General features: G+C 66.4%; 17 protein-coding genes. 8 read left to right on the top strand and 9 right to left on the bottom strand.

Features of this window, described 5'->3' with window-relative positions:
* Nucleotide 1: 1 nt before the first annotated feature.
* The 3 genes from ACNA7R_RS02680 to gatB all read right to left on the bottom strand — a co-directional run bounded on the left by ACNA7R_RS02680 (nt 2) and on the right by gatB (nt 2,810).
* On the bottom strand, nt 2-991 hold the full coding sequence (locus ACNA7R_RS02680; protein WP_416281994.1) for an MBL fold metallo-hydrolase: 990 nt from the start codon (nt 989-991) through the stop codon (nt 2-4).
* Between the two features lie 53 nt (nt 992-1,044).
* Entirely contained in the window at nt 1,045-1,224 is a 180-nt protein-coding gene (locus tag ACNA7R_RS02675; RefSeq protein ID WP_416281993.1) for a hypothetical protein, read from the bottom strand.
* A 92-nt stretch (nt 1,225-1,316) separates the two neighbouring features.
* A complete protein-coding gene (gene gatB / locus ACNA7R_RS02670) occupies nt 1,317-2,810 on the bottom strand; it encodes an Asp-tRNA(Asn)/Glu-tRNA(Gln) amidotransferase subunit GatB (protein ID WP_416281992.1) in 1,494 nt (497 codons plus the stop codon).
* 189 nt (nt 2,811-2,999) lie between these two features.
* Between gatB and ACNA7R_RS02665 the strand changes: the two genes are divergently transcribed.
* Both ACNA7R_RS02665 and ACNA7R_RS02660 read left to right on the top strand, forming a co-directional pair.
* A complete protein-coding gene (locus ACNA7R_RS02665) occupies nt 3,000-3,557 on the top strand; it encodes a LutC/YkgG family protein (protein WP_416281991.1) in 558 nt (185 codons plus the stop codon).
* Nucleotides 3,554-5,776: an LUD domain-containing protein gene (locus ACNA7R_RS02660; protein ID WP_416281990.1), complete on the top strand. Its 2,223-nt coding sequence runs from the start codon at nt 3,554-3,556 to the stop codon at nt 5,774-5,776. The genes ACNA7R_RS02665 and ACNA7R_RS02660 overlap by 4 nt, the downstream gene beginning before the upstream one ends.
* 29 nt (nt 5,777-5,805) lie before the next feature.
* Here ACNA7R_RS02660 and ACNA7R_RS02655 read toward each other — a convergent pair whose 3' ends face one another.
* A complete protein-coding gene (locus tag ACNA7R_RS02655) occupies nt 5,806-7,041 on the bottom strand; it encodes a carboxylate--amine ligase (RefSeq protein ID WP_416281989.1) in 1,236 nt (411 codons plus the stop codon).
* 156 nt (nt 7,042-7,197) lie between these two features.
* Between ACNA7R_RS02655 and ACNA7R_RS02650 the strand changes: the two genes are divergently transcribed.
* Both ACNA7R_RS02650 and ACNA7R_RS02645 read left to right on the top strand, forming a co-directional pair.
* Nucleotides 7,198-8,523: a dicarboxylate/amino acid:cation symporter gene (locus ACNA7R_RS02650; protein WP_416281988.1), complete on the top strand. Its 1,326-nt coding sequence runs from the start codon at nt 7,198-7,200 to the stop codon at nt 8,521-8,523.
* Between the two features lie 95 nt (nt 8,524-8,618).
* On the top strand, nt 8,619-10,658 hold the full coding sequence (locus tag ACNA7R_RS02645; RefSeq protein ID WP_416281987.1) for a primary-amine oxidase: 2,040 nt from the start codon (nt 8,619-8,621) through the stop codon (nt 10,656-10,658).
* Nucleotides 10,659-10,733: 75 nt separating this feature from the next.
* Here the strand turns inward: ACNA7R_RS02645 and ACNA7R_RS02640 are convergent, their stop codons facing one another.
* The 4 genes from ACNA7R_RS02640 to ACNA7R_RS02625 all read right to left on the bottom strand — a co-directional run bounded on the left by ACNA7R_RS02640 (nt 10,734) and on the right by ACNA7R_RS02625 (nt 15,533).
* Nucleotides 10,734-11,213, bottom strand: coding sequence for a hypothetical protein (locus tag ACNA7R_RS02640; protein ID WP_416281986.1), 480 nt, complete (start codon nt 11,211-11,213; stop codon nt 10,734-10,736).
* A gap of 271 nt (nt 11,214-11,484) precedes the next feature.
* Nucleotides 11,485-12,501: a PhnD/SsuA/transferrin family substrate-binding protein gene (locus tag ACNA7R_RS02635; RefSeq protein ID WP_416281985.1), complete on the bottom strand. Its 1,017-nt coding sequence runs from the start codon at nt 12,499-12,501 to the stop codon at nt 11,485-11,487.
* A gap of 147 nt (nt 12,502-12,648) precedes the next feature.
* Complete coding sequence (locus ACNA7R_RS02630) at nt 12,649-14,667, bottom strand: AMP-binding protein (RefSeq protein ID WP_416281984.1); 2,019 nt, start codon at nt 14,665-14,667, stop codon at nt 12,649-12,651.
* Between the two features lie 8 nt (nt 14,668-14,675).
* Nucleotides 14,676-15,533, bottom strand: a complete 858-nt coding sequence (locus tag ACNA7R_RS02625; RefSeq protein WP_416281983.1) for an SDR family oxidoreductase — start codon at nt 15,531-15,533, stop codon at nt 14,676-14,678.
* A 143-nt stretch (nt 15,534-15,676) separates the two neighbouring features.
* On the opposite strand from ACNA7R_RS02625, the gene ACNA7R_RS02620 reads away from it, so the two are divergent.
* From ACNA7R_RS02620 to ACNA7R_RS02605, 4 genes are all read left to right on the top strand, one after another.
* Entirely contained in the window at nt 15,677-16,393 is a 717-nt protein-coding gene (locus ACNA7R_RS02620; RefSeq protein ID WP_049891404.1) for a helix-turn-helix domain-containing protein, read from the top strand.
* A gap of 84 nt (nt 16,394-16,477) precedes the next feature.
* Entirely contained in the window at nt 16,478-16,792 is a 315-nt protein-coding gene (locus ACNA7R_RS02615; protein WP_416281982.1) for a hypothetical protein, read from the top strand.
* Nucleotides 16,793-16,854: 62 nt separating this feature from the next.
* The gene (smc, locus tag ACNA7R_RS02610) at nt 16,855-20,436 is read left to right on the top strand and encodes a chromosome segregation protein SMC (protein ID WP_416281981.1); all 3,582 of its coding nucleotides are present in this window, start codon (nt 16,855-16,857) and stop codon (nt 20,434-20,436) included.
* Nucleotides 20,429-21,361, top strand: coding sequence for a segregation/condensation protein A (locus ACNA7R_RS02605; RefSeq protein ID WP_416281980.1), 933 nt, complete (start codon nt 20,429-20,431; stop codon nt 21,359-21,361). The genes smc and ACNA7R_RS02605 overlap by 8 nt, the downstream gene beginning before the upstream one ends.
* A gap of 75 nt (nt 21,362-21,436) precedes the next feature.
* Here the strand turns inward: ACNA7R_RS02605 and ACNA7R_RS02600 are convergent, their stop codons facing one another.
* A complete protein-coding gene (locus ACNA7R_RS02600) occupies nt 21,437-22,048 on the bottom strand; it encodes a hypothetical protein (protein WP_416281979.1) in 612 nt (203 codons plus the stop codon).
* Nucleotides 22,049-22,250 lie beyond the last annotated feature (202 nt).

Here is a 22,250-nt window from a genome sequence, read left to right as displayed (position 1 = left end):
GCTAGACGAGCGCCTCGAGGTCGGTCGGTCGCTCGAGCAGCCGGTACTCGCCGTCGTCGTACTCGAGGACGCCCTCGTGGCGGAGGTGATCGAGGTGGGCGTAGGCCTCGCCGGGGCCGTGGACGATGTGGATCCCCTCGAGGTCGCCAAAGAGGTGGGCGCTGACCGTCCAGGCGTCGGCCGGGCCGTGCTCCTCGAGGACGTCCAGGACGTTCCCGGTTCGCTCGCGGTGGTGCTCGAGGATCGTCCCCGCGCGCTCGGAGGGGTCCTCGATCGGGTCGCGGTGGCCCGGCCAGACCCGGTCGTACTCCCGGTCGATAAACGACCGCAGCGTCTCGGCGTACTTTTCGAGGGGACGGTCGACCCGGACGTCCGCGCCGCCGACGTTGGGGGTGTAGACGGGGAGGACGGTATCGCCGACGAACGCCTCCGAAGCGGTGCCGTCGGTCGACGCTCCCTCCTCGATCTCGAAACAGCACAGTCCCGCCGCGTGGCCGGGTGCGTGGACCGTCTCGAGGGTCCGCCCGCCGACCTCGAGGACGGTCCCGTCCTCGATGGGGGTCGGTTTCGCGGGCGGTCCCTCGATGTGGGCCGCACCCTCGAGAAACGAGCGCAGTTCGTCGCGGGGCTCCTCGGGGAGTCCCCACTCCTCGAGGAGCTCCTCGCGGCGGTCCTCGAGGGCGGCGACGGCCGCCTCGTCCTGTTCGATCAGGGGGGCGTCGGCCTCGTGGACGTACACCGTCGCGCCGCCCTCGCGTTGGATCTCGCCGGCCAGTCCGGCGTGATCGACGTGGAAGTGCGTGAGTACGATATCGTCGACGTCGGCGAACTCGTAGCCCCGTTCGGCCAGCCCGTCCCGGAGATCGGTCCGGATATCGTCGGTCGCGACCCCGGTGTCGACCAGCGCAAGTTCGTCGGTCTCGTCGTCGGCGAGCACGTAGGCGTTGTTTCGGCCCTCGAACTCCTCGTTGCCCAGCGTGATCCTGTCCATACGGGGGTGTCACTCGTCGATCGGTGATAACTCGAGTGGTACCGGAACGCGAGTCAGGAATCCTCGTTTCGGCGCTCCTCGGCGATCGTCGCGAGACGCTCGAGTTCCCGCTCGGCGTCCGGCGACCGCCGGTGCTGGGGCGACGTGATCGCGTCGCCCGTCCCCCCGATGCGTCCGTCGGGGTCCTCGACGGCGAGCCACTCGCGGAGTCGGTCGATCCCGGCTCGAAGCATACCGATTCGTTTCGTGACGACCGACGAAAAGTGTTGTTGCAGTGATCGTTCCTCGAGGGCGCGGCCCGTTCGTCGCTTCGCGCTCGGTCCGCTTACTCGAGTTCCGCCCGCAGCAGCTGGTTGACGTCGCCCGGATCCGCGCTGCCGCCGGTCTTTTGCATCACCTGACCGACCAGGAAGTTGATCGCGCCGTCGTCACCGGACTCGTAGTCGTCGACGGCCTCGGGGTTCTCCTCGACGGCCTCGACGACCGCCTGCTGGACCTCGTCCTCGCCGGTCTTGCCCAGGCCTTCCTCCTCGACGATCTCGTCGGGGGCCTTCCCGTCGTCGAGCATCGACCTGAGGACGGTCTCACGGGCGTTTTTCGCCGTGATCTCGTCCTCCGCGACGAGTTCGACGAGTCGAGTGACCTCCTCGAGCCGTCCCTCGATGTCCGTGATCTCCATGTCGCGGTAGTTGAGTTCGCCCAGCAGGTTGTCCGCGACCCACGTCGCCGCCAGATCGGGATCGTACTCGCCGGCGACGTCCTCGTAGAAGTCCGCGACCTGCTTGGTCGAGGTGAGCTTGGAGGCGGCCTCGTCGCTCAGGCCGTACTCCGCCTCGAAGCGCTCCCGGCGGGCGGTCGGCAGTTCGGGGATGGCGATCTCCGCCTTCCAGCCCGAGACCCGCAGCGGCGGGAGGTCGGCCTCTTCGAAGTACCGGTAATCCTTCTCCTCCTCCTTCGAGCGCATCGAGACCGTGATCCCCCGCGATTCGTCCCAGTGGCGGGTCTCCTGCTCGACCGCGCGCCCGCGCTGGATGGCGTTCTTCTGGCGGGTTTCCTCGTAGGCCAGGGCCTTCTGGGCGCCCTTGTGGCTCGAGATGTTCTTGACCTCGGTGCGGTTGGCCGCGGCGAGGGCATCCGGACCGATCTCGGCGACGTCGTCGCTCTCGATCTCGTCTTCGGGAATGATCGAGAGGTTGGCGTCGATCCGCAGGCTGCCGTCCCGTTCGGCGTCGAAGACGCCCAGGTACTCGAGGACCTCCTCGAGTTCCGAGAGGAACGCCCGCACCTCGTCGGGGCTGCGGAAGTCGGGTGCGGTGACGATCTCCATCAGCGGCGTCCCCGCACGGTTGTAGTCGACCAGCGTGTACTCCGCGGAGTCGATGCCGCCGCCGCCCCCGACGTGTTGCAGGCTTCCCGGGTCCTCCTCGAGGTGGGCCCGTTCGATCGCCACGGTACGGCGGTCGCCCTCGACGGAGATCTCGAGTTCGCCCGCCTGACAGATCGGCTCGTCGTACTGGGTGATCTGGAAGTTCTTGGGCAGGTCGGGGTAGTAGTAGTTTTTCCGGTGGAACCGCGTCTCCTCGGGGATGTCGGCGTCGATCGCCTTCCCGATCTTGACCGCGGCCTCGACCGCGCCCTCGTTGAGCACCGGGAGCGCCCCGGGCAAGCCGAGACAGACCGGGCAAACGTTCTCGTTGGGTTCGTCGGTCGGCTCGGTCGAGCAGCCACAGAAGATCTTCGTGTCGGTCTCCAGCTGGACGTGGACCTCGAGGCCGATGACGGTGACGAGGTCGCCCTGCTGGACGGTCTGGGCAGTCATTGCACCTCGGTTCGGGCCGATGGGGGTAAAACGTAACGGGACGGGCTCGAGGGATCCGATCGGCGGAGGGGGCGACGAACGGAAGCGCCGCTCGCAAACGAGTGTACGGGATCGACACCGGTCGTTTCCAGCGTTCGAGTCACTCTCCTGAACAGAACAGCCAAATGGTCGCGGCCGAACAACCAACTGATGAGCGTCGAATCTGTTCCCGCCGTCGAGCGGTTCGAGACCGCGCTCGCCGACCTCGACGTCCCGATCACTCGTACGGCACCGACCGGGGAGGCGTTCGAGGACGTCCTCCGAACCGTCGTCACCGATCCCGACGCCGTCGTCGGAACGCCCCTCCCGTTCGAATCGGTGTCGCTTCCCGACTGGGTCGACGACGAGCCGACGCCCGGCGCCCTCGAGTCGGCCACGACCGGCGTCACCGCCGCCTCGCTCGGGATCGCGGCGTACGGCAGCGTCGTCCTCCCGTCGACGCCCGAGGGTAGCGAACCGGTAAGCCTCTTTCCGGAACACCACGTCGCCGTGCTCCGGCGGAGCGACCTCGTCGCGGACATGCCGACGGCGATCGAACGCCTCGGGCCCGTGCTGCGCGAGGGGGGCAGCGCGATCGTCGCGACCGGTCCCAGCGCGACCGCCGACATGGGAGCGCTCGTGAAAGGTGCCCACGGGCCGAAGGCGGTCCACGTCGTCCTGCTCGGGGACGGCGAGGGCGACGACGCGACGGGGGGTGACGGCTCGTGAGCAGCGACGCCCGCGAGGCGAAGGCGGCCCGGATCCGACACCTCCTCGAGACCGAGGGCGAGGCCGTCGAGAAGAACACGATCGGCTTCAACGAGGGCCGGTACGAGTCGGTCGCCGACCTCGAGGAGTACGAACGGCTGAAAGCGGAGGCTCGCGCGATCAAGGAGGACGCGATCGAGCGGCTCCCGGAGCTGATCGAGGAGGTCCGGGAGACCGTCGAGGCGAACGGCGGCACTGTCTACCTCGCCGACGACGCGGCCGACGCGAACCGCTACGTTCGCGAGGTCGCCGACGAGAAGGCGGCCGACCGCGTCGTCAAGTCCAAGTCGATGACCAGCGAGGAACTCGAGGTCAACGAGGCCCTCGAGGGAGACGGCGTCGACGTCGTCGAGACCGACCTCGGCGAGTGGGTCCTGCAGGTCGCCGACGAGGCGCCCTCCCACATCGTCGCGCCGGCGATCCACAAATCCGAAGCCGAAATCGCGGAGCTGTTCAACGCGCAGTTCGACCCCGAAGAACCCCTCGAGACGGCCCAGGAGCTGACGATGTTCGCCCGCGAGCGGCTGGGCGAACTGATCGCCGGCGCCGACGTCGGGATGACGGGGGCGAACTTCATCACGGCCGATTCGGGCTCGATCATGCTCGTCACGAGCGAGGGCAACGCCCGGAAGACGGCCGTCGTTCCCGACACCCACGTCGCGGTCGCGGGCGTCGAGAAGATCGTCCCCTCCGTCGAGGATCTGGCGCCCTTTATCGAGCTGATCGGTCGCTCCGGGACGGGCCAGGACATCACGTCCTACGTCTCCCTGTTGACCCCGCCCGTCGACTCCCCCGTCGTCGACTTCGACGAACCCGGCGTCGCGTTCGCCGACCGCGACGACGACCGCGAGTTCCACCTCGTGCTCATCGACAACGGGCGCATGGAGATGCGCGAGGACGACCAGCTCCGGGAGACGCTGTACTGTATCCGGTGTTCGGCCTGTGCGAACACCTGTGCCAACTTCCAGTCGGTCGGCGGCCACGCCTTCGGCGGCGAGACCTACTCCGGCGGGATCGCGACGGGCTGGGAGGCCGGCGTCCACGGCCAGGACTCCGCGGCGGAGTTCAACGACCTCTGCACCGGCTGCTCCCGGTGTGTCGAAGCCTGCCCCGTCGAGATCGACATTCCCTGGATCAACACTGTCGTCCGCGACCGGATCAACCGCGAGGGCGACGGGGAGTTCGACTTCCTCGTCGAGGGGCTCACGCCCGACGCCGAACCCGGCGGCGTCGACCTCCAGAAGCGGCTATTCGGCAACTACGAGACGCTCGCGAAGCTCGGCTCCGCGACCGCGCCGCTCTCGAACTGGACGACGACGCTCGGCCCCGTGCGCACGCTCATGGAGAAGGCAGTCGGCGTCGACAGCCGTCGGCCCCTCCCCGAGTTCCAGCGGCAGACGCTGGTCGACTGGTTCGAGGACCGCGGCCCGAGAGTCTCGGCCGCCGACGCCGAGCGCGAAGCGGTGCTCTACCCCGACACCTACACCAACTACATCGACGTCGAACGCGGGAAGGCCGCCGTCCGCGTCCTCGAGGCGCTGGACGTCCACGTCCGCATTCCGTCGGTTCCCGGCAGCGGCCGCGCGCCGCTCTCCCAGGGGATGATCGAGACGGCCGACGAGAAGGCGAGCCGGGTGTACGGCGGCCTCGCGGAGCACCTGGACGCAGGTCGCGACATCGTCGTCGTCGAGCCCAGCGACCTCGCGATGTTCCACAGCGAGTACGAGAAACTCCTTCCCGAGCGCTCGTTCGAGCGCCTTCGCGAGGGAAGCTACGAGGTTCTCGAGTACGTCTACGGCTGCCTCGAGAACGGCGCCGAGGGGTCGCGGCTGCAGACCGGCGACCGCGGGCCGAAGCTGGCGTATCACTCCCACTGCCAGCAACGGACCCTCGGCCTGGACCGGTACACGCGGGTCGTCTTCGAACGCCTCGGGTACGACGTCCTCGAGAGCGACGTGGAGTGTTGCGGGATGGCTGGCTCCTTCGGCTACAAGGAGCAGTACTACGAGCTGAGTATGGACGTCGGCGACCGGCTGGCCGACCAGTTTACGACCGCCGAGGCGAGCGATCGGCTGGTCGTCGCGAGCGGCACCTCCTGTGAGGACCAGCTCGAGGACCTGCTCTCCCGCGACGCGGTGCATCCGGTCGAAGTGCTGGATCCCCGGTCCCGCCACCGCTGACCACAGCCCGATAGCCGGTCGCCGCCGGCTCAACAGGGGCAGTAGTACTCCCGAGTGCCGAACTCGGTCGCCAGGAGCCGGTAGGTCGCTCCCGGGTCGGACGGGCGGTAGACGGCCGTCGCGAGGTCGTCCCGATCCTCGAACTCGCCGGAGACGATCGAGAACCACTGCTCGCGCGAGAGGACGTCCTCGGCCGCGTGGTTCGCGAGCAGCGCCGCGTAGTCCTTGAGGTAGACCCAGGTGACGTCCCGGACGACGCCCGACTCGTACTCGCTGCCGGTCGCGTCGGCGTAGGCCGCCGCGGGGAGGTTCGCCCCCGCCGCGATCGGGAGCCCGATCCACTTCCAGGGCCGGGTGTTGATATCGAGCAGGCGGTACTCTCCGGTGCGCTCGTCGTAGAGGAACTCCGCCTCGCTGATGCCGTGGTAGCCCGCGTCCTCGAGCACGGCGAGCGCGTCGCGTTCGATCTCGGGGATGTCGGCTCCTTCGACGAGGCAGGTCGTCCCGAACTCGGGCGGGTAGACCGCCCGGCGTCGACCGACGAAGGTGACGGCATCGTCGACGCCCGATTCGGGGACGTACGACGCGAGCGTGTAGAGGTCGCCCTGTTCCTTCGGGATCTTCTCCTGGGCCATCACCCGCAGGTCGGCCTCGCGGGCCCGATCGACGATATCGCGGTACTCCGACCGCGTCTCGGCTTCGACGAGGTTCGTGCCGAACGCCTCCTCGAACCGGCGTTTCAGCGCCGGCTTGACGACGAGCGGGAAGCCGAGTTCGTCGGCCGCGGCGTCGGGGTCGGTCTCGTCCAGGCGGTAGGTCTCCGGCGTCGGTACCCCCTGCTCGTCCGCCCGCGCGTAGAGGGCGGTCTTGTCGAGGACGGCGTCGACCGTCTCGTAGTCGGCGAACGGGAGTCGAACGCCGTCGGGATCGAGCTCGGCGACCGCGTGGACCCACTCGTCCATGCAGGGAAACACCACCGGCTCGTGCTCGAGGGCGTCGGCGATCGCCGCCAGCTCCTCGCCGAACGCTTCCAGGTCCTCGAGGGGGTAGGTGACCAGCCCCGCGAGATCGACGGCTTCGGAGTACGGCGCCACGCCGTCGGGCGAGCGGTCGATCGCGAGCACCGGCACGTCGCGGGCCGCCAGCGCCCGGGCGACCGCCAGCCCGGTGATGTGGGCGTTGCAGACGATCGCCGGCGGTCGGTCGAACGATCGATCCGCCAGTTCGTCGAGGAACGTCCGGGTATCGTAGACGGTTTCGGCCATGTGCCGTGCTACCGCTCGAGACAGAAAAGTCGATCGGAACCGCCTCAAATAAACGTGGCGAAAATCGCTCCGGAGCTGTGTATTTCGCCACCGTACACCGTTCTCGGCGCCGAAGATACACTACATTTATACCACTGTCGCTAGATTCGTCTAAGTATGGCACGTGGTAACATCAAGGAGTACTGGTCGCGGTACCGCGCCGTCCCGATCGTCTACCGGATCGGGGCCGCGTTCGTTCTGGGCTCCGTTCTCGGACTGGTCGTCGGCGAGCCGGCGACCGTCCTCGAGCCGCTGGGCGAGCTCTTCGTCCAGCTGCTGAGCATGATCGTCATCCCCATCATCATCTTCACGCTGTTGATGGGAATCAGACGGATTTCGCCCTCGACGCTCGGCAAGGTCGGCGGACAGATCCTCGCGCTGTACGCCGTTCTGTCCGGTATCGCGGTGGTCATCGGACTGACGGTCGCAAACCTGATCAATCCGGGTCGGGGACTGACACTCGAGGAGGACACGGCGTTCGACACGGAGGAGGCACCCGACTTCCTCGACGTGATCATGGGGATCGTCCCCGAGGAGCCGATCGGCGCGATGGCGGAGGGCGACGTCCTCGCGACGATCTTCTTCGTCATCGTCTTCGGGATGGCGCTGCTGTTGCTCGCGGAGAGCAGCGAGGACGAAGCCGTCCAGTCGGGGATCGAGTCGATCTTCAACATCGTCGAGGCCGGCACCGAGGCGATGTTCAAGATCGTCTGGGGCGTCATGGAGTACGGCGTCATCGGCGTCTTCGCGCTCATGGCCGCCGTCTTCGGCGAAGCCGGTACCGACGCGCTCATGCCCTTCGCGCTGCTGATCGGAGCACTGCTCGTCGCGGTCCTTGTCCACATCACGGTCGTCTACCTCGGCGGGCTGATCTTCCTGCTCACCCGGCAGTCACCGCTGTCCTTCCTCACGGGCTCGAAGGACGCGATCATCACCGCGCTCTCGATTCGCTCCTCGAGCGGGACCCTGCCAGTGACGATGGCAAACGCCGACGACAACCTCCGGATCAACGAGGGGATCTACGGCTTCTCGCTGCCGCTGGGGGCGACGATCAACATGGACGGAACCGCGATGTATCAGGGCGTCGCCGCCATCTTCGCGGCGAATCTCGTCGGCGTCGAGCTGACGATCGCCGAACAGGTGACGGTCGTCCTCATCGCTGTGCTGGCGAGCATCGGTTCGGCCGGTGTCCCGGGCACCGGGTTAATCATGCTGACGATGGTGCTGACCCAGCTCGGACTTCCCCTCGCCGTCGTCGGGTTCGTCGCCGGCGTCGATCCCATCCTGGATCGGCTCCGGACGATGACGAACGTGACCGGCGACCTCGCGGTCACGACGGTCGTCGCCCACTGGAACGACGGAATCGACTTCGAGAGCGGCTCGTGGGTCGACCCCACTCGTGGCCTCGATATCGGCGGCGAGACCGTATCGGGAGACGACTGAATTTCGGATCGCTCTTCTGGGCGGGTCGGAACCTCCGTCTCTCGCCCGTGTTGCTCCTAAGAGTATAACTCGATGCGGGTAGTACTTGAGAGAGAATGTCTACCAAAGATAGCGACGCTGGCGGACATCCGCTGGATCCGCTCGCACCGGCCGAGATCGAACGGAGCTGGGACGTCGCGACCGAGGAACGCGGGCTCTCCGAGGACGCTCGAGCGATCGAGATCACGCTCGCCGATCCGCCGAAAGCGGCGCTGCGAGCGTTCGAGGACGACGGGTCGAGACCGGAGCGACGGGCCCGGATCGTCGCCCGCGACAAGACTGAACGGGCATCGTACGAGGGGGTCGTCTCGCTCGAGGACGAGGCGGTCCTCGAGTGGACCGAGATCGAGCACGGTCAGCCGCGGATGATCGGCGAGGAGTTCGTCGAGGTCGAGCAAACGGTGACGACGAACCAGGAGTTTCGCGAGGCGGTACGCCGACGCGGTGCCGATCCAGACCTGGCGATCGTCACCGCCTGGTCGGCGGGGTACGACTTCGTTCCGGAAGATATCGACCGGGATCGGCGACTGGCACACGGGATCGCCTGGTTGCAAGGCGACGCCGACGATGAGGGTGCGGAGGCGTACAACCGGCCCCTGTCGGGGATCCACGCGTGGGTCGACCTCGACGACCGCGAGGTGGTGAAGCTCGTCGACACTGGACCGAAAACCGAAGATGTCGTCAGGGATCTCCGGACGAGCTACTACCGCGAGGAGAAACGCGACCTCCGCGAGGACCTCGAGCCGTACAACGTGATCCAGCCCGAGGGGCCGAGCTGGGAGGTCGACGGCCACACCGTCGAGTGGCAGAACTGGCACGTCCGGGTGGGGTTCAACCACCGCGAAGGACTGGTACTCCACGACGTTAGCTACGACGACGACGGCGACGAGCGGACGATCCTCCGACGGGCCTCCTGGCCGGAGGTCGTCACCGCCTACAACGACCCCGACCCCGACCACGACTGGAAGGCCCCCTTCGACGTCGGCGAGTACGGGCTCGGTCGGCTGGCGAACTCGCTGACCGAGGGGTGTGACTGCCTGGGCTATATGCACTACTGGGACGCCGCACTCAACGACGGCGACGGCAACGCGCAGGTGATCCCGAACGCGATCTGTCTCCACGAGGAGGATTACGGACTCCTCTGGAAGCACTACGACTGGCGGGTCGGCGACCACGAGGTGCGGCGCAACCGCCGGCTCGTGATCTCGTTCATCTCGACGATCGGCAACTACGACTTCGGGTTCTACTGGTACTTCTACCAGGACGGAAGCGTCGAGGGCGAGGTCCGGCTGACGGGCTGTAACGCGACGGGACTGCTCGGCGAGGACGACCGGGAGACGGGGTACGCCGAGACGATCGGGCCGGGCCACAAGTCGATGCTCCACCAGCACGTGTTCAACTGCCGGCTCGACTTCGAGGTCGACGGCCCGGAAAACACCGTTCGGGAGGTGAACCTCCGGGACGTGCCATACGGGCCCGAGGGGTACGATCCGACGCCCCACGCCGACGCCGACCGAAACCACCTGAATCCGCACGGAAACGCCGCCTACGTCGAGCGCGCGCGGTTCGAACGGGAGTCCGAGGCCAAACGCCTGACCGACACCCACGCGGGTCGCTACTGGGAGATCGTCAACGAGGACGTCCGGAACGACGCGACGGGCGAACCGGTCGGCTACCGATTGGTCGGCGGGGACGGGACGAACACCGCGTTCCCGATGCAGGCCGGCTCCGGCGTGGTGAAGCGGGCCGGCTTCGCGAAAAAGCACCTCTGGGTCACGCAGTACGACGACGACGAGCGCTACCCAGCGGGCGAGTATCCCAACCAGAACCCCGGAGGCGAGGGGCTGCCGGCCTGGACCGAGGCGGACCGCTCGATCGCGGACGAGGACCTCGTCGTCTGGTACAACCTCTGTCAGACCCACGTCTCGGTGCCCGAGGACTGGCCGATCCTGCCCGCGAAGATGGTCTCGTTCAAGCTCCAGCCCGCCCACTTCTTCGAGGAGAACCCGGCGATCGACGTCCCGCCGGAGCACGCGATCAAGGACGTCGAGAAGTGGACAACCGACCGCCAGGAGTCGATGGATCTCGACGAGTAGCGATCACCGTCTCCTTCGAGCGCGTCGGCGACGACCGTGATCGACGTCGGTTTTTCGCCGGCGCCGCCCACCCGATCAGCGTTCGTCGGAGAGCGACGGCTTGAGGACCGCGAGAAAGAGGAAGTACGCGAGCGCGGCGACGACGATCGAGACGGCGAGGACGGTCACGCCGACGAACCCCTCGAGTGCCGCCTCGGGCCGCTCGAAGAGGTACGCGCCGCCCTTGATGGCGAAGACGACCAGTCCGCCGTAGACCGCGGTGAACGCGACCGCCCGGACGAGCGCTTCCCCGTCGTACCCCGGGCTCCGGAAGAGTTCGACCACGAACAGCAACGCGAGCGCCAGCACGTAAAACGGTTCAGGCACGGCTCCGAAACCGACGGTGCTCACGGCGAGGTAGCCGTAGTACGCGAGCGCGAGCAACACCCCGCCGAGCAGGGTCATCGAGAGCCCGTACCCGCTGGCGTCGTCGACCGCCGGCGTCGTGAACTCTATCCCGTCGCTCGCGTCGTCCGGCGGGTTCGAATCGGATCCCTCGATCTCGTCCTCGGACATGGCTCTATACGTGGACTCGACACCCATCCTTAGAAACATTCGGTACGTTACACGTAGGGTCGCGGGCGGTGGCGTCCCCACGGTCGCCGAACGATCCTCAGCGCACCCGTTCGAGATCCTCGAGAGGTGGGTAGCCAAACGTCAGGAGTCGATGGATCCCGACGAGAGCCTCGAGCGCGGTTCCGTCGACCACCGCCAGCGGAACCGCCGAACGCCAAGTTCGACCGCGGTGTCGTTCGGGGCGGCCGTCGCGACCGCCCGTACCGCCGACCTACTCGTCCTCGAAGTCCTCGAACTCGAGTCCCAGCTCGTCGAAGAGCTCGACGACCAGCTCGTAGTCGCTCCGGTCGGCCTCCTCGATCCCGGTGAACCAGAGTTCGTACTCCTCGTCGACGTCGTCGGGGATGAGATCCTCCTCCTCGGCGTCGAGCAGCGCCTCCCTGACGTCGTCGCGAACGGGCTCGTCCCAGTCACTTCGGGCCGTGATCGGCGCTCGAGGAAGCGGATCCGAGACGGCGACCAGCTGAAGTTCCTCCGCGCCGTCCTCGAGGGCCGACCCCGCGTCGTCGTACTCCGCGGAGTGTTCGACGAACTCCTCGTGCTCGTCGAACTGTTCCTGTGGGATCTGTGGCGCGGAGGCGAACGCACCCGTCGCCGCGGCCGCGACGGTGTCGTCGTTGATCATCTGTTCGCGGGTCGTGTCGTGGTCGTCCGCGGTCTGGATCTCCAGATCGTTCGCGTCGCCCTGCGGGAAATCGCCGATGTCCAGCCCGGCCTCGTTCAGCATCATCGCCGGCGCGAGCGTGCCGCTGAACGACAGGAGCGCGCCGGTGGCCATCGTCTCCCCCTCGAGGTCGTCGAGCTCCTCGATCCCGCTGTCGGGCGTCGTGATGATCGTCGAGAAGTACAGCGGGCCGCCGAAAGCCGTCCGCATGCCGAGGACGTCGGCGAACTCCTGGCTCCCCGGCAGTCCCGTCGGCGACGTGTCCGCGATCTCGGCCTGGTTGGTGTTGAGCGCCTCGAAGGTCTCGACGTAGCTGCCGGCGCGGATGAGTTCGACCTCGGCGCCGGTTTCGGCCTCGAGGTACTCCTTCATCGGCGTGTACTCCTCGACGATGTCGGTCTGTTCCTCCGCCGGGTTGAGGACGAACCGAACGGGATCGCCGTCGTCCCTACCGCCGCCGTCTCCCTCCCCGAGACAGCCGGCCAGCCCGGCGAACCCCACCCCACCGGTTGCGGTCAAAAAGGTTCGTCGAGTGCTGGTACCACGGTATGGTAGCTTCGCCATATTCCGTCCCGAGAGTAGACCATTATAAAATCAACGAGATTCACTCGTGGTCCTTTGTCATGTAGCGTCCCGGCGAACGGGCTGGAACGACGGACGAATTCACACCCCCGGGAAATGGGGACCGACGGAACTCGAGCCTCGCTGCGACTACCGCGCGTCCTCGAGATCCTCGAGCGCGTCGGGGTTCTCGATGCTGCTCATGTCACCCAGATCCTCGCCGGTGTAGGTCGCCCCGATCGCCCGGCGGATGATCTTGCCCGACTGGGTCTTGGGGAACTCGTCGACGAACAGCACCTCCCGCGGGCGGAACGGCTTGCCTAACTCCTTGCCGACCTGCGCCCGAAGCTCCTCGCGGAGGTCGTCGCTTTCCTCGTATCCGTCCTCGAGGATGACGTAGGTGACCACGGCGGTCCCGGTGGTGTCGTCGGGGGCGCCGATCGCCGCGGCCTGGTTGACCGCCTCGTGGTCGATCAGCGCGCCCTCGACCTCGGCGGGACCGACCTTCCGGCCCGCAACGTTCAGGGCGTCGTCGGCCCGGCCGTGGAGGAACCAGAACCCGTCGGCGTCCTTCTGGGCCCAGTCGCCGTGGTTCCACATGTCGTCGAACCGCGACCAGTACTCTTCGAGGTAGCGCTCGTCGCCCGACCACAGCGACTTTGTCATCGACGGACAGGAGTCCCGGGCGACGAGGTAGCCCCGTTCGTTCTCCTCTTTGACCGATTCGCCCGTCGCGTCGACGATGTCGATGTCCATTCCGAGGCCGGGTCCGCCGAGCGTGCAGGGTTTGAGCGGTTCGGTCGGCATCGGCATCAGGAAACAGCCGCAGATCTCGGTCCCGCCCGAGATGTTGATGATCGGCGCTTCGCCGCCGCCGACGTTCTCGTAGAACCACCGCCAGGATTCGGGGTCCCAGGGTTCGCCCGTCGATCCCAGCAGTCGAAGCGAGGAGAGGTCGTGGCCGGAGAGCCAGTCGTCTCCGTGCTTTCGCAGCGCCCGGATGGCGGTCGGCGAGATCCCGAACTGGGTCAGCTCGTGGCGGTCGATCATCTCCCAGAACCGATCGGGCTGGGGATGATCGGGCGCGCCCTCGTACATGAAGACGGTGCCGCCGAAGGTGTGTGTGCCGATCAGCGTCCAGGGGCCCATCATCCAGCCGATGTCGGAGACCCAGAAGAACCGGTCAGACGGCTTGAGATCCATCCCGAAGTGGACCTCCTTCGGACACTGGACCTGGACGCCCGCGTGGGTGTGGACGATCCCCTTCGGCTTGCCCGTCGTCCCCGACGAATAGAGGAGCATCGACTCCTGGTCCGACGGGAGGGACTTCGTCTCGTACTCGTCGTCGGCCGTCTCGACGGCGTCGGCCCACCACTCGTCGCGGTCGTCGGTCCAGGGGACGTCGTTCTCACTGGCGTCGCTGCTGGTACCAAGGCGATCGAAGACGATCACGTCCTCGACGTAGCCGGCCTCCTCGATCGCCTCGTCGGCCGACCCCTTGAGACGGACGGGGCTCCCCCGCCGGTAGAAGCCGTCACCCGTGAACAGCACCGAACACTCCGAGTCGGCGATCCGGGTCGCGGTGGCGTCGACGCCGAACCCCGAGAAGATCGGCACCGCGATCGCGCCGACCTTGAAACAGCCGTAGAGGATCGAGGCGACCTCGGGGACCATCGGCATGTAGAGTCCGACGGTGTCGCCCGTCTCGACGCCTCGCTCCTCGAGCGCGTTCGCCACCTGGTTCGACTGTCTGCGGAGCTCGTGGTAGGTAATCTCGCGAACCTCGCCGTCCTCGCCCTCCCAGATGGTGGCGACCTTGTTTCGCCGCTCCTCGTCGCGGGCGGCGTGGCGGTCGGCGACGTTGTGGGCGAGGTTGAGCTCGCCGCCGGGGTACCAGCCGGTGAACTGGGGCCCCTCGCTGTTATCTCTGACCTCGTCGTACTCCTCGTAGAACTCGATCCCGAGGTAGTCGACCAGCTCGTCCCAGAACCAGTCGACGCCGCTCTCGGGCTCGCCCTCGAGCTCGGTCGTCGTGCGCTCGATCAGCGCCTCGTAGTCGTCGATTCCGTACTCCCGCATGAACGCGGCGACGTTGGTCGATTCGACGAACTCCTCGTCGGGTTCGTGGACGACCTCGTCGACGTCTTCCAGACTGGTTGTTTCTCCCATCGTCTCTCTCACTCGTAGGTTAGGGTCATGCCCCCATCAAACAACAGGTCCCCGCCGTCCAGATGGCGGCCGAGGTCGGAGAAGCCGAGCACGAACAGGTTGCCGACGTCGATCGGCTCCATCATCTCCTTGACCCGGGAGTGGCCCAGCATCACCTCCTCGATCACCTCTTGGACGCTGATCCCGCGCTGTTCGGCCGTGTCCTCGAGCTGAGCGGTCACCAGCGGCGTCTTCACGTAGCCCGTGCTCACCGAGAAGGCGCGGATCTCGCCGTCACCCTCGGCCGCGATCGACTGGGTGAGCCCGCGCAGCCCGAACTTCGAGACGTTGTAGGCGACCTTGTCGCTCGTGACGAAGTGGGCGTGAACCGACGCCATGTTGCCGACGCAACCCCGCCCGTCCTCGGTGTCCCGGAAGTGCGGGAGACAGCGCTTCGAGAGGTAGATCGGCGCCCGGAGCATGATCCGGTGGATCCGATCGTACGTTTCCATCGGGAAGTCCTCGATCGAGTCGATGTGTTGCATCCCCGCGACGTTCGCGAGGTACTTGAGATCGCCCAGTTCGGCGGCCTCGGCGACGATTCGCTCGATATCGTCGTCGACGGTGAGGTCGCCGTGAATCGGCGCGATCTCCCCCTCGAGACCGAGCTCCTCGCCGCGGGCGACGGTCTCCTCGAGTCCGTCCTCGTCGATGTCCGTGATCGCGACGGTGAGGCCGTTGCCCGCGGCCGCCAGCGCGGTCGCCCTACCGATACCGGAGCCCCCGCCCGTCACCAGACAGACGTTCCGGTCCGTAAAGGAGTCGTCCGCGATCCTGTGGATGTCCTCGTTCGTGATCGTCGGCGGGCTCACCTCGTCCTGAGACATACCGTGTAGGTCGGCCGGAGGGCGCTAAAACGACCCCGTTAACATATCAACGGCGGTCGCCGACCCGCCGCCGCGTCCGCGGTCCGCGTCGCCCGCAAATGCGAACGATTAATATCCGTATTATGGTTATAATGTACCGTGCCATGATCGACCTCGATCTCGACATGCGGCAGTACGACTGCCCCTTTATCGACACGACGGACGACGTCGACGTCGCGTTCTCTGCCGTCCAGTGGCAGCTCGACACCGACGCCGAGAAGCTCGAGACGCGGCTCATCGCGAAGGGGGAGTCGGCGGCGGCGCTGGACCAGGGGCTCCACGAGCTTCGGACCCACCCGAACATGCGCGACTGTTACATCCTCACGAAGCGGGACAACGTCGCCCAGATCGGGACGACGATCGAACAGACGAACGCGATGCGGGCGATCCAGGAGAACGACGGCTACATCACCGGCCCGTTCCGGATCGAGGACGGCCGCGAGCGCTGGCACGTCGGCTTCGACGACGACGACGCCGAGGACCGTACCCTCGCCGAACTCGAGCGACACAACGACTACGAGGTCGAGGACCGCGACCAGTTCGGGCCGACGACGCTGTTCGACCTGCTCGAGAACTCCGACAGCGCGCTTCGCCTGCTCGAGGGCTGTCGCTCCCTGACCGAGACCGAACAGGAGACCTTCGAGGTCGCCTCGAAGAACGGCTACTACGAGACGCCCCGGGAGACGACGCTCGACGAACTGGCCGACCACTTCGATATCTCGAAGACCGCCGTCTCGATGAACCTGCGACGCAGCGAGCGGAAGATCCTGAAGGCCGCGCTGGGCGCGATCGAGGGGATGGACGACCACGACGAGCTGTAGTTTGGTACAGATTGCCAGTAAGTTACCAGAACTGTTAGTTGTGTCTGACGTACGTTTATGGTTCCGGACCATTCCCTAGAAGGTATGCCGAACAACCGCGTGGAGCAACTCGAGTCGACCGTCGCCGAACTCGAGTCGACCGTCGAAGGGTTGACCAGCGAACTTATCGAAGCGAAAGAACGAATTCGCGTCCTCGAGGCCGAACTGGACGCCGACACGCCGACGCGCGTCCCCGAACGGCGAAGCGAGAGCGAGGAGCCGGTCGACGACGAGGCGACCGAGGAAGCCGAGCCGTCGGCCGACGACGCCGAGGCCGAACCCGCAGACGACGAGGCGACCGAGGAGAGCGACGCCGACGAAACGGAAGACTCAGGTAGCGACGACATTATCGTCGCGTAACCGCACGACTACACTGCAGGTCGATTCGCGGCGGTCGAGCTGACGGAGGATTCGAGAAGGGTATGTACATCAAGGCGCTCGTCTTAGACAACTTCAAGAGCTTCGGACGCAAGACCAAGATCCCGTTCTACGAGGACTTTACCGTCGTCACCGGACCGAACGGCTCCGGGAAGTCGAACATCATCGACGGGGTGCTGTTCGCGCTGGGGCTCGCCCGAACCCGGGGGATCCGCGCCGAGAAGCTAACCGACCTCATCTACAACCCCGGCCACGAGGACGACGCCTCCTCGGGCGGTCCCCGCGAGGCGACCGTCGAGGTGATCCTCGACAACTCGGATCGGACGCTCGAGCGCTCGCAGGTCGTCAACGCCGCCGGCAGCGACGACGTCGGCGACGTCGACGAGATCCGCATCCGTCGTCGCGTCAAGGAGACCGAGGACAACTACTACTCCTACTACTACCTCAACGACCGCTCGGTCAATCTCTCGGACATCCAGGACCTGCTCGCCCAGGCCGGCGTCACCCCGGAGGGGTACAACGTCGTCATGCAGGGCGACGTCACCGAGATCATCAACATGACGCCCCACGCCCGCCGCGAGATCATCGACGAGATCGCGGGCGTCGCGGAGTTCGACGCGAAGAAAGCCGACGCCTTCGAAGAGCTCGAGACGGTCCAGGAGCGGATCGACGAGGCCGAACTCCGGATCGAGGAGAAACGAACTCGACTAACGCAGCTCGAGGACGAACGACGGGAGGCGCTTCGCTACCGGCGGCTTCGCCGCGAGAAGGAGGAGTACGAGAGCTACAAGAAGGCCAGCGAGCTCGAGGAGAAACGCGAGGAACTCGACGGGCTCGAGGCGAACGTCGACGAACTCGAATCCGAACTCGAGGGACTCCGGCGCACCCTAGACGAACGCCAGGGAACGGTCGTTCGCCTCCAGGAGGACCTCGAGGATCTGAACGCGGAGATCGAACGGAAAGGTGAGGACGAACAGCTCCGGATCAAAGGCGAGATCGAGGAGATCAAGGGCGATATCTCCCGGCTCGAGGACAAGATCGAGGCCAGCGAAGAACAGATCGAGGCCGCCGAGTCCGATCGACGGGAGGCGTTCGTCGGGATCGACCGCAAGCAAGAACAGGTCGACGATCTCGAGGACGAGATCCGAGAGCACAAACTCGAGAAGGCGTCGGTCAAGACCGAGATCGCCGAACGCGAGAGCGAGCGCGACGAGCTCGAGGCCGAGATCGAGGCCGTCGACACCGAGTTCGACGAACTCAAGACCGAACTGGCCGAGCGCAAGGACGACCTCGAGGCGGCCAAGACGGAACGAAACGACCTCCAGCGCGAGCAGGACCGCCTGCTCGACGAGGCCCGACGGCGCTCGAACGCCATCAGCGAGAAAGAGGAGACGATCGAGGAGAAACGCGGGACGCTCCCCGAACTCGAGGAACGGGAGTCGGATCTCGAGCGCGAACTACAAAAGGCCGAGGCGAACCGCGAGAACATCGCGGGCGTCGTCGACGACCTGAAAGCCGAGAAGCGCCGAACCCAGTCGGAACTCGACGAACTCGACGACGAGATCCAGGCGAAACAACAGGAGTACGCCGAGCTCGAGGCCAAGGCCGGCGAGAGCGGCGACTCCTCCTTCGGTCGCGCGGTGACGACGATCCTGAACGCGGGGCTCGACGGCGTCCACGGCGCCGTCGCCCAGCTGGGGTCGGTACCGGGCGAGTACGCCGTCGCCTGCGAGACCGCGGCCGGCGGCCGGCTCGCGAACGTGGTCGTCGACGACGACGGCGTCGGCCAGCGGTGTATCGAGCACCTGAAATCGCGCAACGCCGGGCGGGCAACCTTCCTCCCGATGACCGACATGCACGAGCGTCGGCTCCCGTCGGCGCCGACCGATCCCGGCATCGTCGGCTTCGCGTACGATCTGGTCGAGTTCGACGAGCAGTACGCGGGGATCTTCTCGTACGTACTCGGCGATACGCTGGTCGTCGAGGACCTCGAGACGGCCCGCTCGTACACGGGCGACTACCGGATGGTCACCCTCGACGGCGACCTCGTCGAGAAAAGCGGCGCGATGACCGGGGGCTCCCGGAAGGGCTCTCGGTACTCCTTTACCGGCGGCGGGGAGGGCCAACTCGAGCGCGTCGCGAAACGGATCACCGACCTGCAGGAAGAGCGCGAGGAGCTGCGCGAGGAGTTACGGAGCGTGGAGGATCGGCTCGACGACGCCCGCGACCGGAAGACGGACGCTGCCGACGAGGTCCGCTCGATCGAGAGCGAACTCGAAAGCATCGAGAGCGACCGCGAGACGGTGCGGACCGAGATCGACGACCTCGAGAGCGAACTCGAGGAGCTGCGCGAGGAACGCGAGTCGGTCGACGAACGGATGACCGAAATCTCCGACGAGATCGACGCGAAGGCCGAGCGGATCGAGGCGATCGAGGCCGACATCGAGGAGCTCGAAAGTGAACTCGCCGACTCGAAGATCCCCGAACTCACCGCACAGATCGAGGAACTCGAGGACGAGATCGGCGAACGCGAGGACCGAATCGACGACCTCGACGGGAAGCTCAACGAACTCCGCCTGGAGAAGGAGTACACCGAGGACGCGATCGAGGAGCTCCACGACGACATCGAGGACGCCCAGAACCGGAAAGCCGACCACGAGGATCGGATCGAGGAACACGAGGCGACGATCGAGGAGAAACGCGAGGAGCTCGAGGCGAAACACGAGGCGGTCGCAGCGCTCGAGGACGAGCTAACCGAACTCAAAGACGACCGGAGCGAACTCAAGGAGGAACTCGCGGACGCCCGAACGAAACGCGACCAGCAACAGGACCGGGTCAACGCCGTCGAGAGCAAACTCGAGGACAAGCGGGGTCGACTCGAGGACCTCGAGTGGGAGATCGAGAGCCTCGAGGCCGAGGTCGGCGACTACGACCCCGAGGACGTGCCCGATCACGAGACGGTTCTCGAGACGATCGAACTCCTGCAGGCGGACATGGAGGCGATGGAACCGGTCAACATGCTCGCGATCGACGAGTACGACGAGGTTCGGGACGATCTCGCGGAGCTCGAGGAGGGGAAGGCGACGCTGGTCGAGGAGGCCGACGGCATCCGCGACCGGATCGAGCAGTACGAGACCCAGAAGAAGCGGACGTTCATGGACGCCTACGAGGCGATCGCCGGCCACTTCACCGACATCTTCGAGCAGCTCTCGGAGGGGACCGGCACCCTCCACCTCGAGGACGAGGACGACCCCTTCGAGGGCGGGCTGACGATGAAGGCCCAGCCGGGCGACAAGCCGATCCAGCGCCTGGACGCCATGTCGGGCGGCGAGAAATCGCTGACCGCGCTGGCGTTTATCTTCGCGATCCAGCGCCACAATCCCGCGCCGTTCTACGCGCTCGACGAGATCGACGCCTTCCTCGACGCGGTCAACGCCGACCGGGTGGGCGAGATGGTCGACGAACTCTCGGAGGACGCCCAGTTCGCGGTCGTCTCCCACCGCTCGGCGATGCTCGACCGCGCCGAGCGCGCGATCGGGGTGACGATGCAACGGGACAACGTGAGTGCGGTGACCGGGATCGACCTGGGCGACGGGGAGGCGACGGAGGTTCCGGCCGATGACTAGCGACTCCGACGACGGGATTCCGCTCGATATCGCCGGACACGACGACCGACCCCGACCGAGCGACGAGGAGGCCGTACTCGAGTTCGACGACGACGAGGTCGGGCCGGTCGACGAGGGCGAGGACGACGAGGAGGTCGAACCCGTCGAACTGCTCGTCCAGCTCGCCGAGAACGGGGAGATCGACCCCTGGGACATCGACATCGTCGAGGTGACCGATCGGTTCCTCGAGGCGCTCGACGACGCCGACCTGCGGACCTCGGGACGGGCGCTGTTCTACGCGAGCGTCCTGTTGCGGATGAAAAGCGACGAGCTGTTCGGCCCGGACGAGCCCGAGGAGGAGGAGCTGCCGCCGTGGGAGGCGCCGTTCGCCGACGACGGGCCGATCGAGGATGCGGGCGACGCGCCCGCGTTCGACCCCGTCGAGGGCCTCGAGGCGGAGATGGAACGCCGCCTCGAGCGCAAACACGCCCGCGGGAAACCCGAGACGCTCGACGAGCTGGTTCGCGATCTCAGGGACGCCGAACGGGACACGTGGTGGAAAGACTCCCGGAGCTACGACACGAGCGACTCGCCTCGCGGGTACGACCGCGGCGTGCAGGAGCTGAGCTACCACGCGGAGGATCAGTTTCGGGTCGACGACGAGCCGACCAGCGACGACGTCACGCACACGACCCACGAGGAGGACATCGAGCGGGTCATCGACGACGTCGCGGCCGAACTCGAGAGCCGGTACGAGCGGGGCCGCGAGGAGGTCCTGTACGCCGAGGTAGACGAGGCCGGCGGCTCGCGCGTGATGACGTATCTCGCCGTGCTCTTTCTGTCCCATCGAGGAACGATCACGCTCGAACAGGACGAACTGTTCGGCGATCTCTGGCTCCGGCGGACCGACGCCGACACCGATCGGGTCGAGCCGGTAACGAACTGACGACGGAGAACTCGAGGCGGATTCGGTTCGACGAACCCGTCGTACACACGTACGACTACAGACGAGAGAGAAACGTTACTGTGCGGTGAGGCTGCTCGCCGATTCGACGAACTGCGAGAGGTTCGTGACGAGCGTGATCAGCGCGAACAGCGCGGTAATGATCGCCGCGAGGGCGACGCCGGGGATCGAGAGCAGGCCGACCGCGGAGGCGAACAGCAGGCTCGCGCTCGCGGCGACCGCGGTGACGTAGTACTCCCGAACCGCGCGACTGTCCGCGAGGCGGGAGTCGAGTTCCGCAGTCCCCTTCTCGGTCGCCTCGATGTAGGGGGCAAAGATCTCGAGGTTGTCGGTCGGTTTGACGATCCCGCGGGGCTGGTTGTACTCGACGACGCCTTCCTCGTCGAGCTTCGGCAGGTGGGACTGGTACAGCGGGATGTACACGCGCTGGCGCTCGGTCGAGGACAGCTCCGCCACGGTGGTATCGTTCTCGCGGGCGGCGACGTACTCGGCGACGTCGCGCATCTTGACGGGACCCTCCTCCTCGAGGAGGTAGCGGATCGTGTCCCGCCGGCGGTTGGTCTGGAGAAGGTGGAAGATATCGTCGCTGGAGAGCTCCGGCGTCTCGTCGGACTCCATCTCCTCCTCGTCGTCCGATGAGTGGGCTGAACGGTCAGTTTCGAGGGTCATGCTCTTCACTCGAACATTGGTTCCCGTATGCACATAAAACTTTCTGTGACAATCTTACTTTCTGAAGATACTCGATAGTATAGGATACTAATAGAGAATTAATCGCCGAGAAAGTGCACAACTGTTGCACTTTGCGATCGGCGACCGATCGCCGAACGCGTCCTCGAGCATATCGGCGGGCTCAGTTCGTCTCGTACTCACG

The organism is Natronococcus sp. (assembly GCF_047921035.1).
GTDB lineage: Archaea > Halobacteriota > Halobacteria > Halobacteriales > Natrialbaceae > Natronococcus.
Note: the sequence above shows the minus strand (reverse complement) of the source record. Positions and strands in the feature narration are given on the sequence as shown.

Coding starts and splice junctions, on each gene's coding strand:
- ACNA7R_RS02680 (WP_416281994.1), bottom strand. CDS start 991: ATGGACAGGATCACGCTGGGCAACGAGGAGTTCGAGGGCCGAAACAAC.
- ACNA7R_RS02675 (WP_416281993.1), bottom strand. CDS start 1,224: ATGCTTCGAGCCGGGATCGACCGACTCCGCGAGTGGCTCGCCGTCGAG.
- gatB (WP_416281992.1), bottom strand. CDS start 2,810: ATGACTGCCCAGACCGTCCAGCAGGGCGACCTCGTCACCGTCATCGGC.
- ACNA7R_RS02665 (WP_416281991.1), top strand. CDS start 3,000: ATGAGCGTCGAATCTGTTCCCGCCGTCGAGCGGTTCGAGACCGCGCTC.
- ACNA7R_RS02655 (WP_416281989.1), bottom strand. CDS start 7,041: ATGGCCGAAACCGTCTACGATACCCGGACGTTCCTCGACGAACTGGCG.
- ACNA7R_RS02650 (WP_416281988.1), top strand. CDS start 7,198: ATGGCACGTGGTAACATCAAGGAGTACTGGTCGCGGTACCGCGCCGTC.
- ACNA7R_RS02645 (WP_416281987.1), top strand. CDS start 8,619: ATGTCTACCAAAGATAGCGACGCTGGCGGACATCCGCTGGATCCGCTC.
- ACNA7R_RS02640 (WP_416281986.1), bottom strand. CDS start 11,213: ATGTCCGAGGACGAGATCGAGGGATCCGATTCGAACCCGCCGGACGAC.
- ACNA7R_RS02635 (WP_416281985.1), bottom strand. CDS start 12,501: ATGGCGAAGCTACCATACCGTGGTACCAGCACTCGACGAACCTTTTTG.
- ACNA7R_RS02630 (WP_416281984.1), bottom strand. CDS start 14,667: ATGGGAGAAACAACCAGTCTGGAAGACGTCGACGAGGTCGTCCACGAA.
- ACNA7R_RS02625 (WP_416281983.1), bottom strand. CDS start 15,533: ATGTCTCAGGACGAGGTGAGCCCGCCGACGATCACGAACGAGGACATC.
- ACNA7R_RS02620 (WP_049891404.1), top strand. CDS start 15,677: ATGATCGACCTCGATCTCGACATGCGGCAGTACGACTGCCCCTTTATC.
- ACNA7R_RS02615 (WP_416281982.1), top strand. CDS start 16,478: ATGCCGAACAACCGCGTGGAGCAACTCGAGTCGACCGTCGCCGAACTC.
- smc (WP_416281981.1), top strand. CDS start 16,855: ATGTACATCAAGGCGCTCGTCTTAGACAACTTCAAGAGCTTCGGACGC.
- ACNA7R_RS02605 (WP_416281980.1), top strand. CDS start 20,429: ATGACTAGCGACTCCGACGACGGGATTCCGCTCGATATCGCCGGACAC.
- ACNA7R_RS02600 (WP_416281979.1), bottom strand. CDS start 22,048: ATGACCCTCGAAACTGACCGTTCAGCCCACTCATCGGACGACGAGGAG.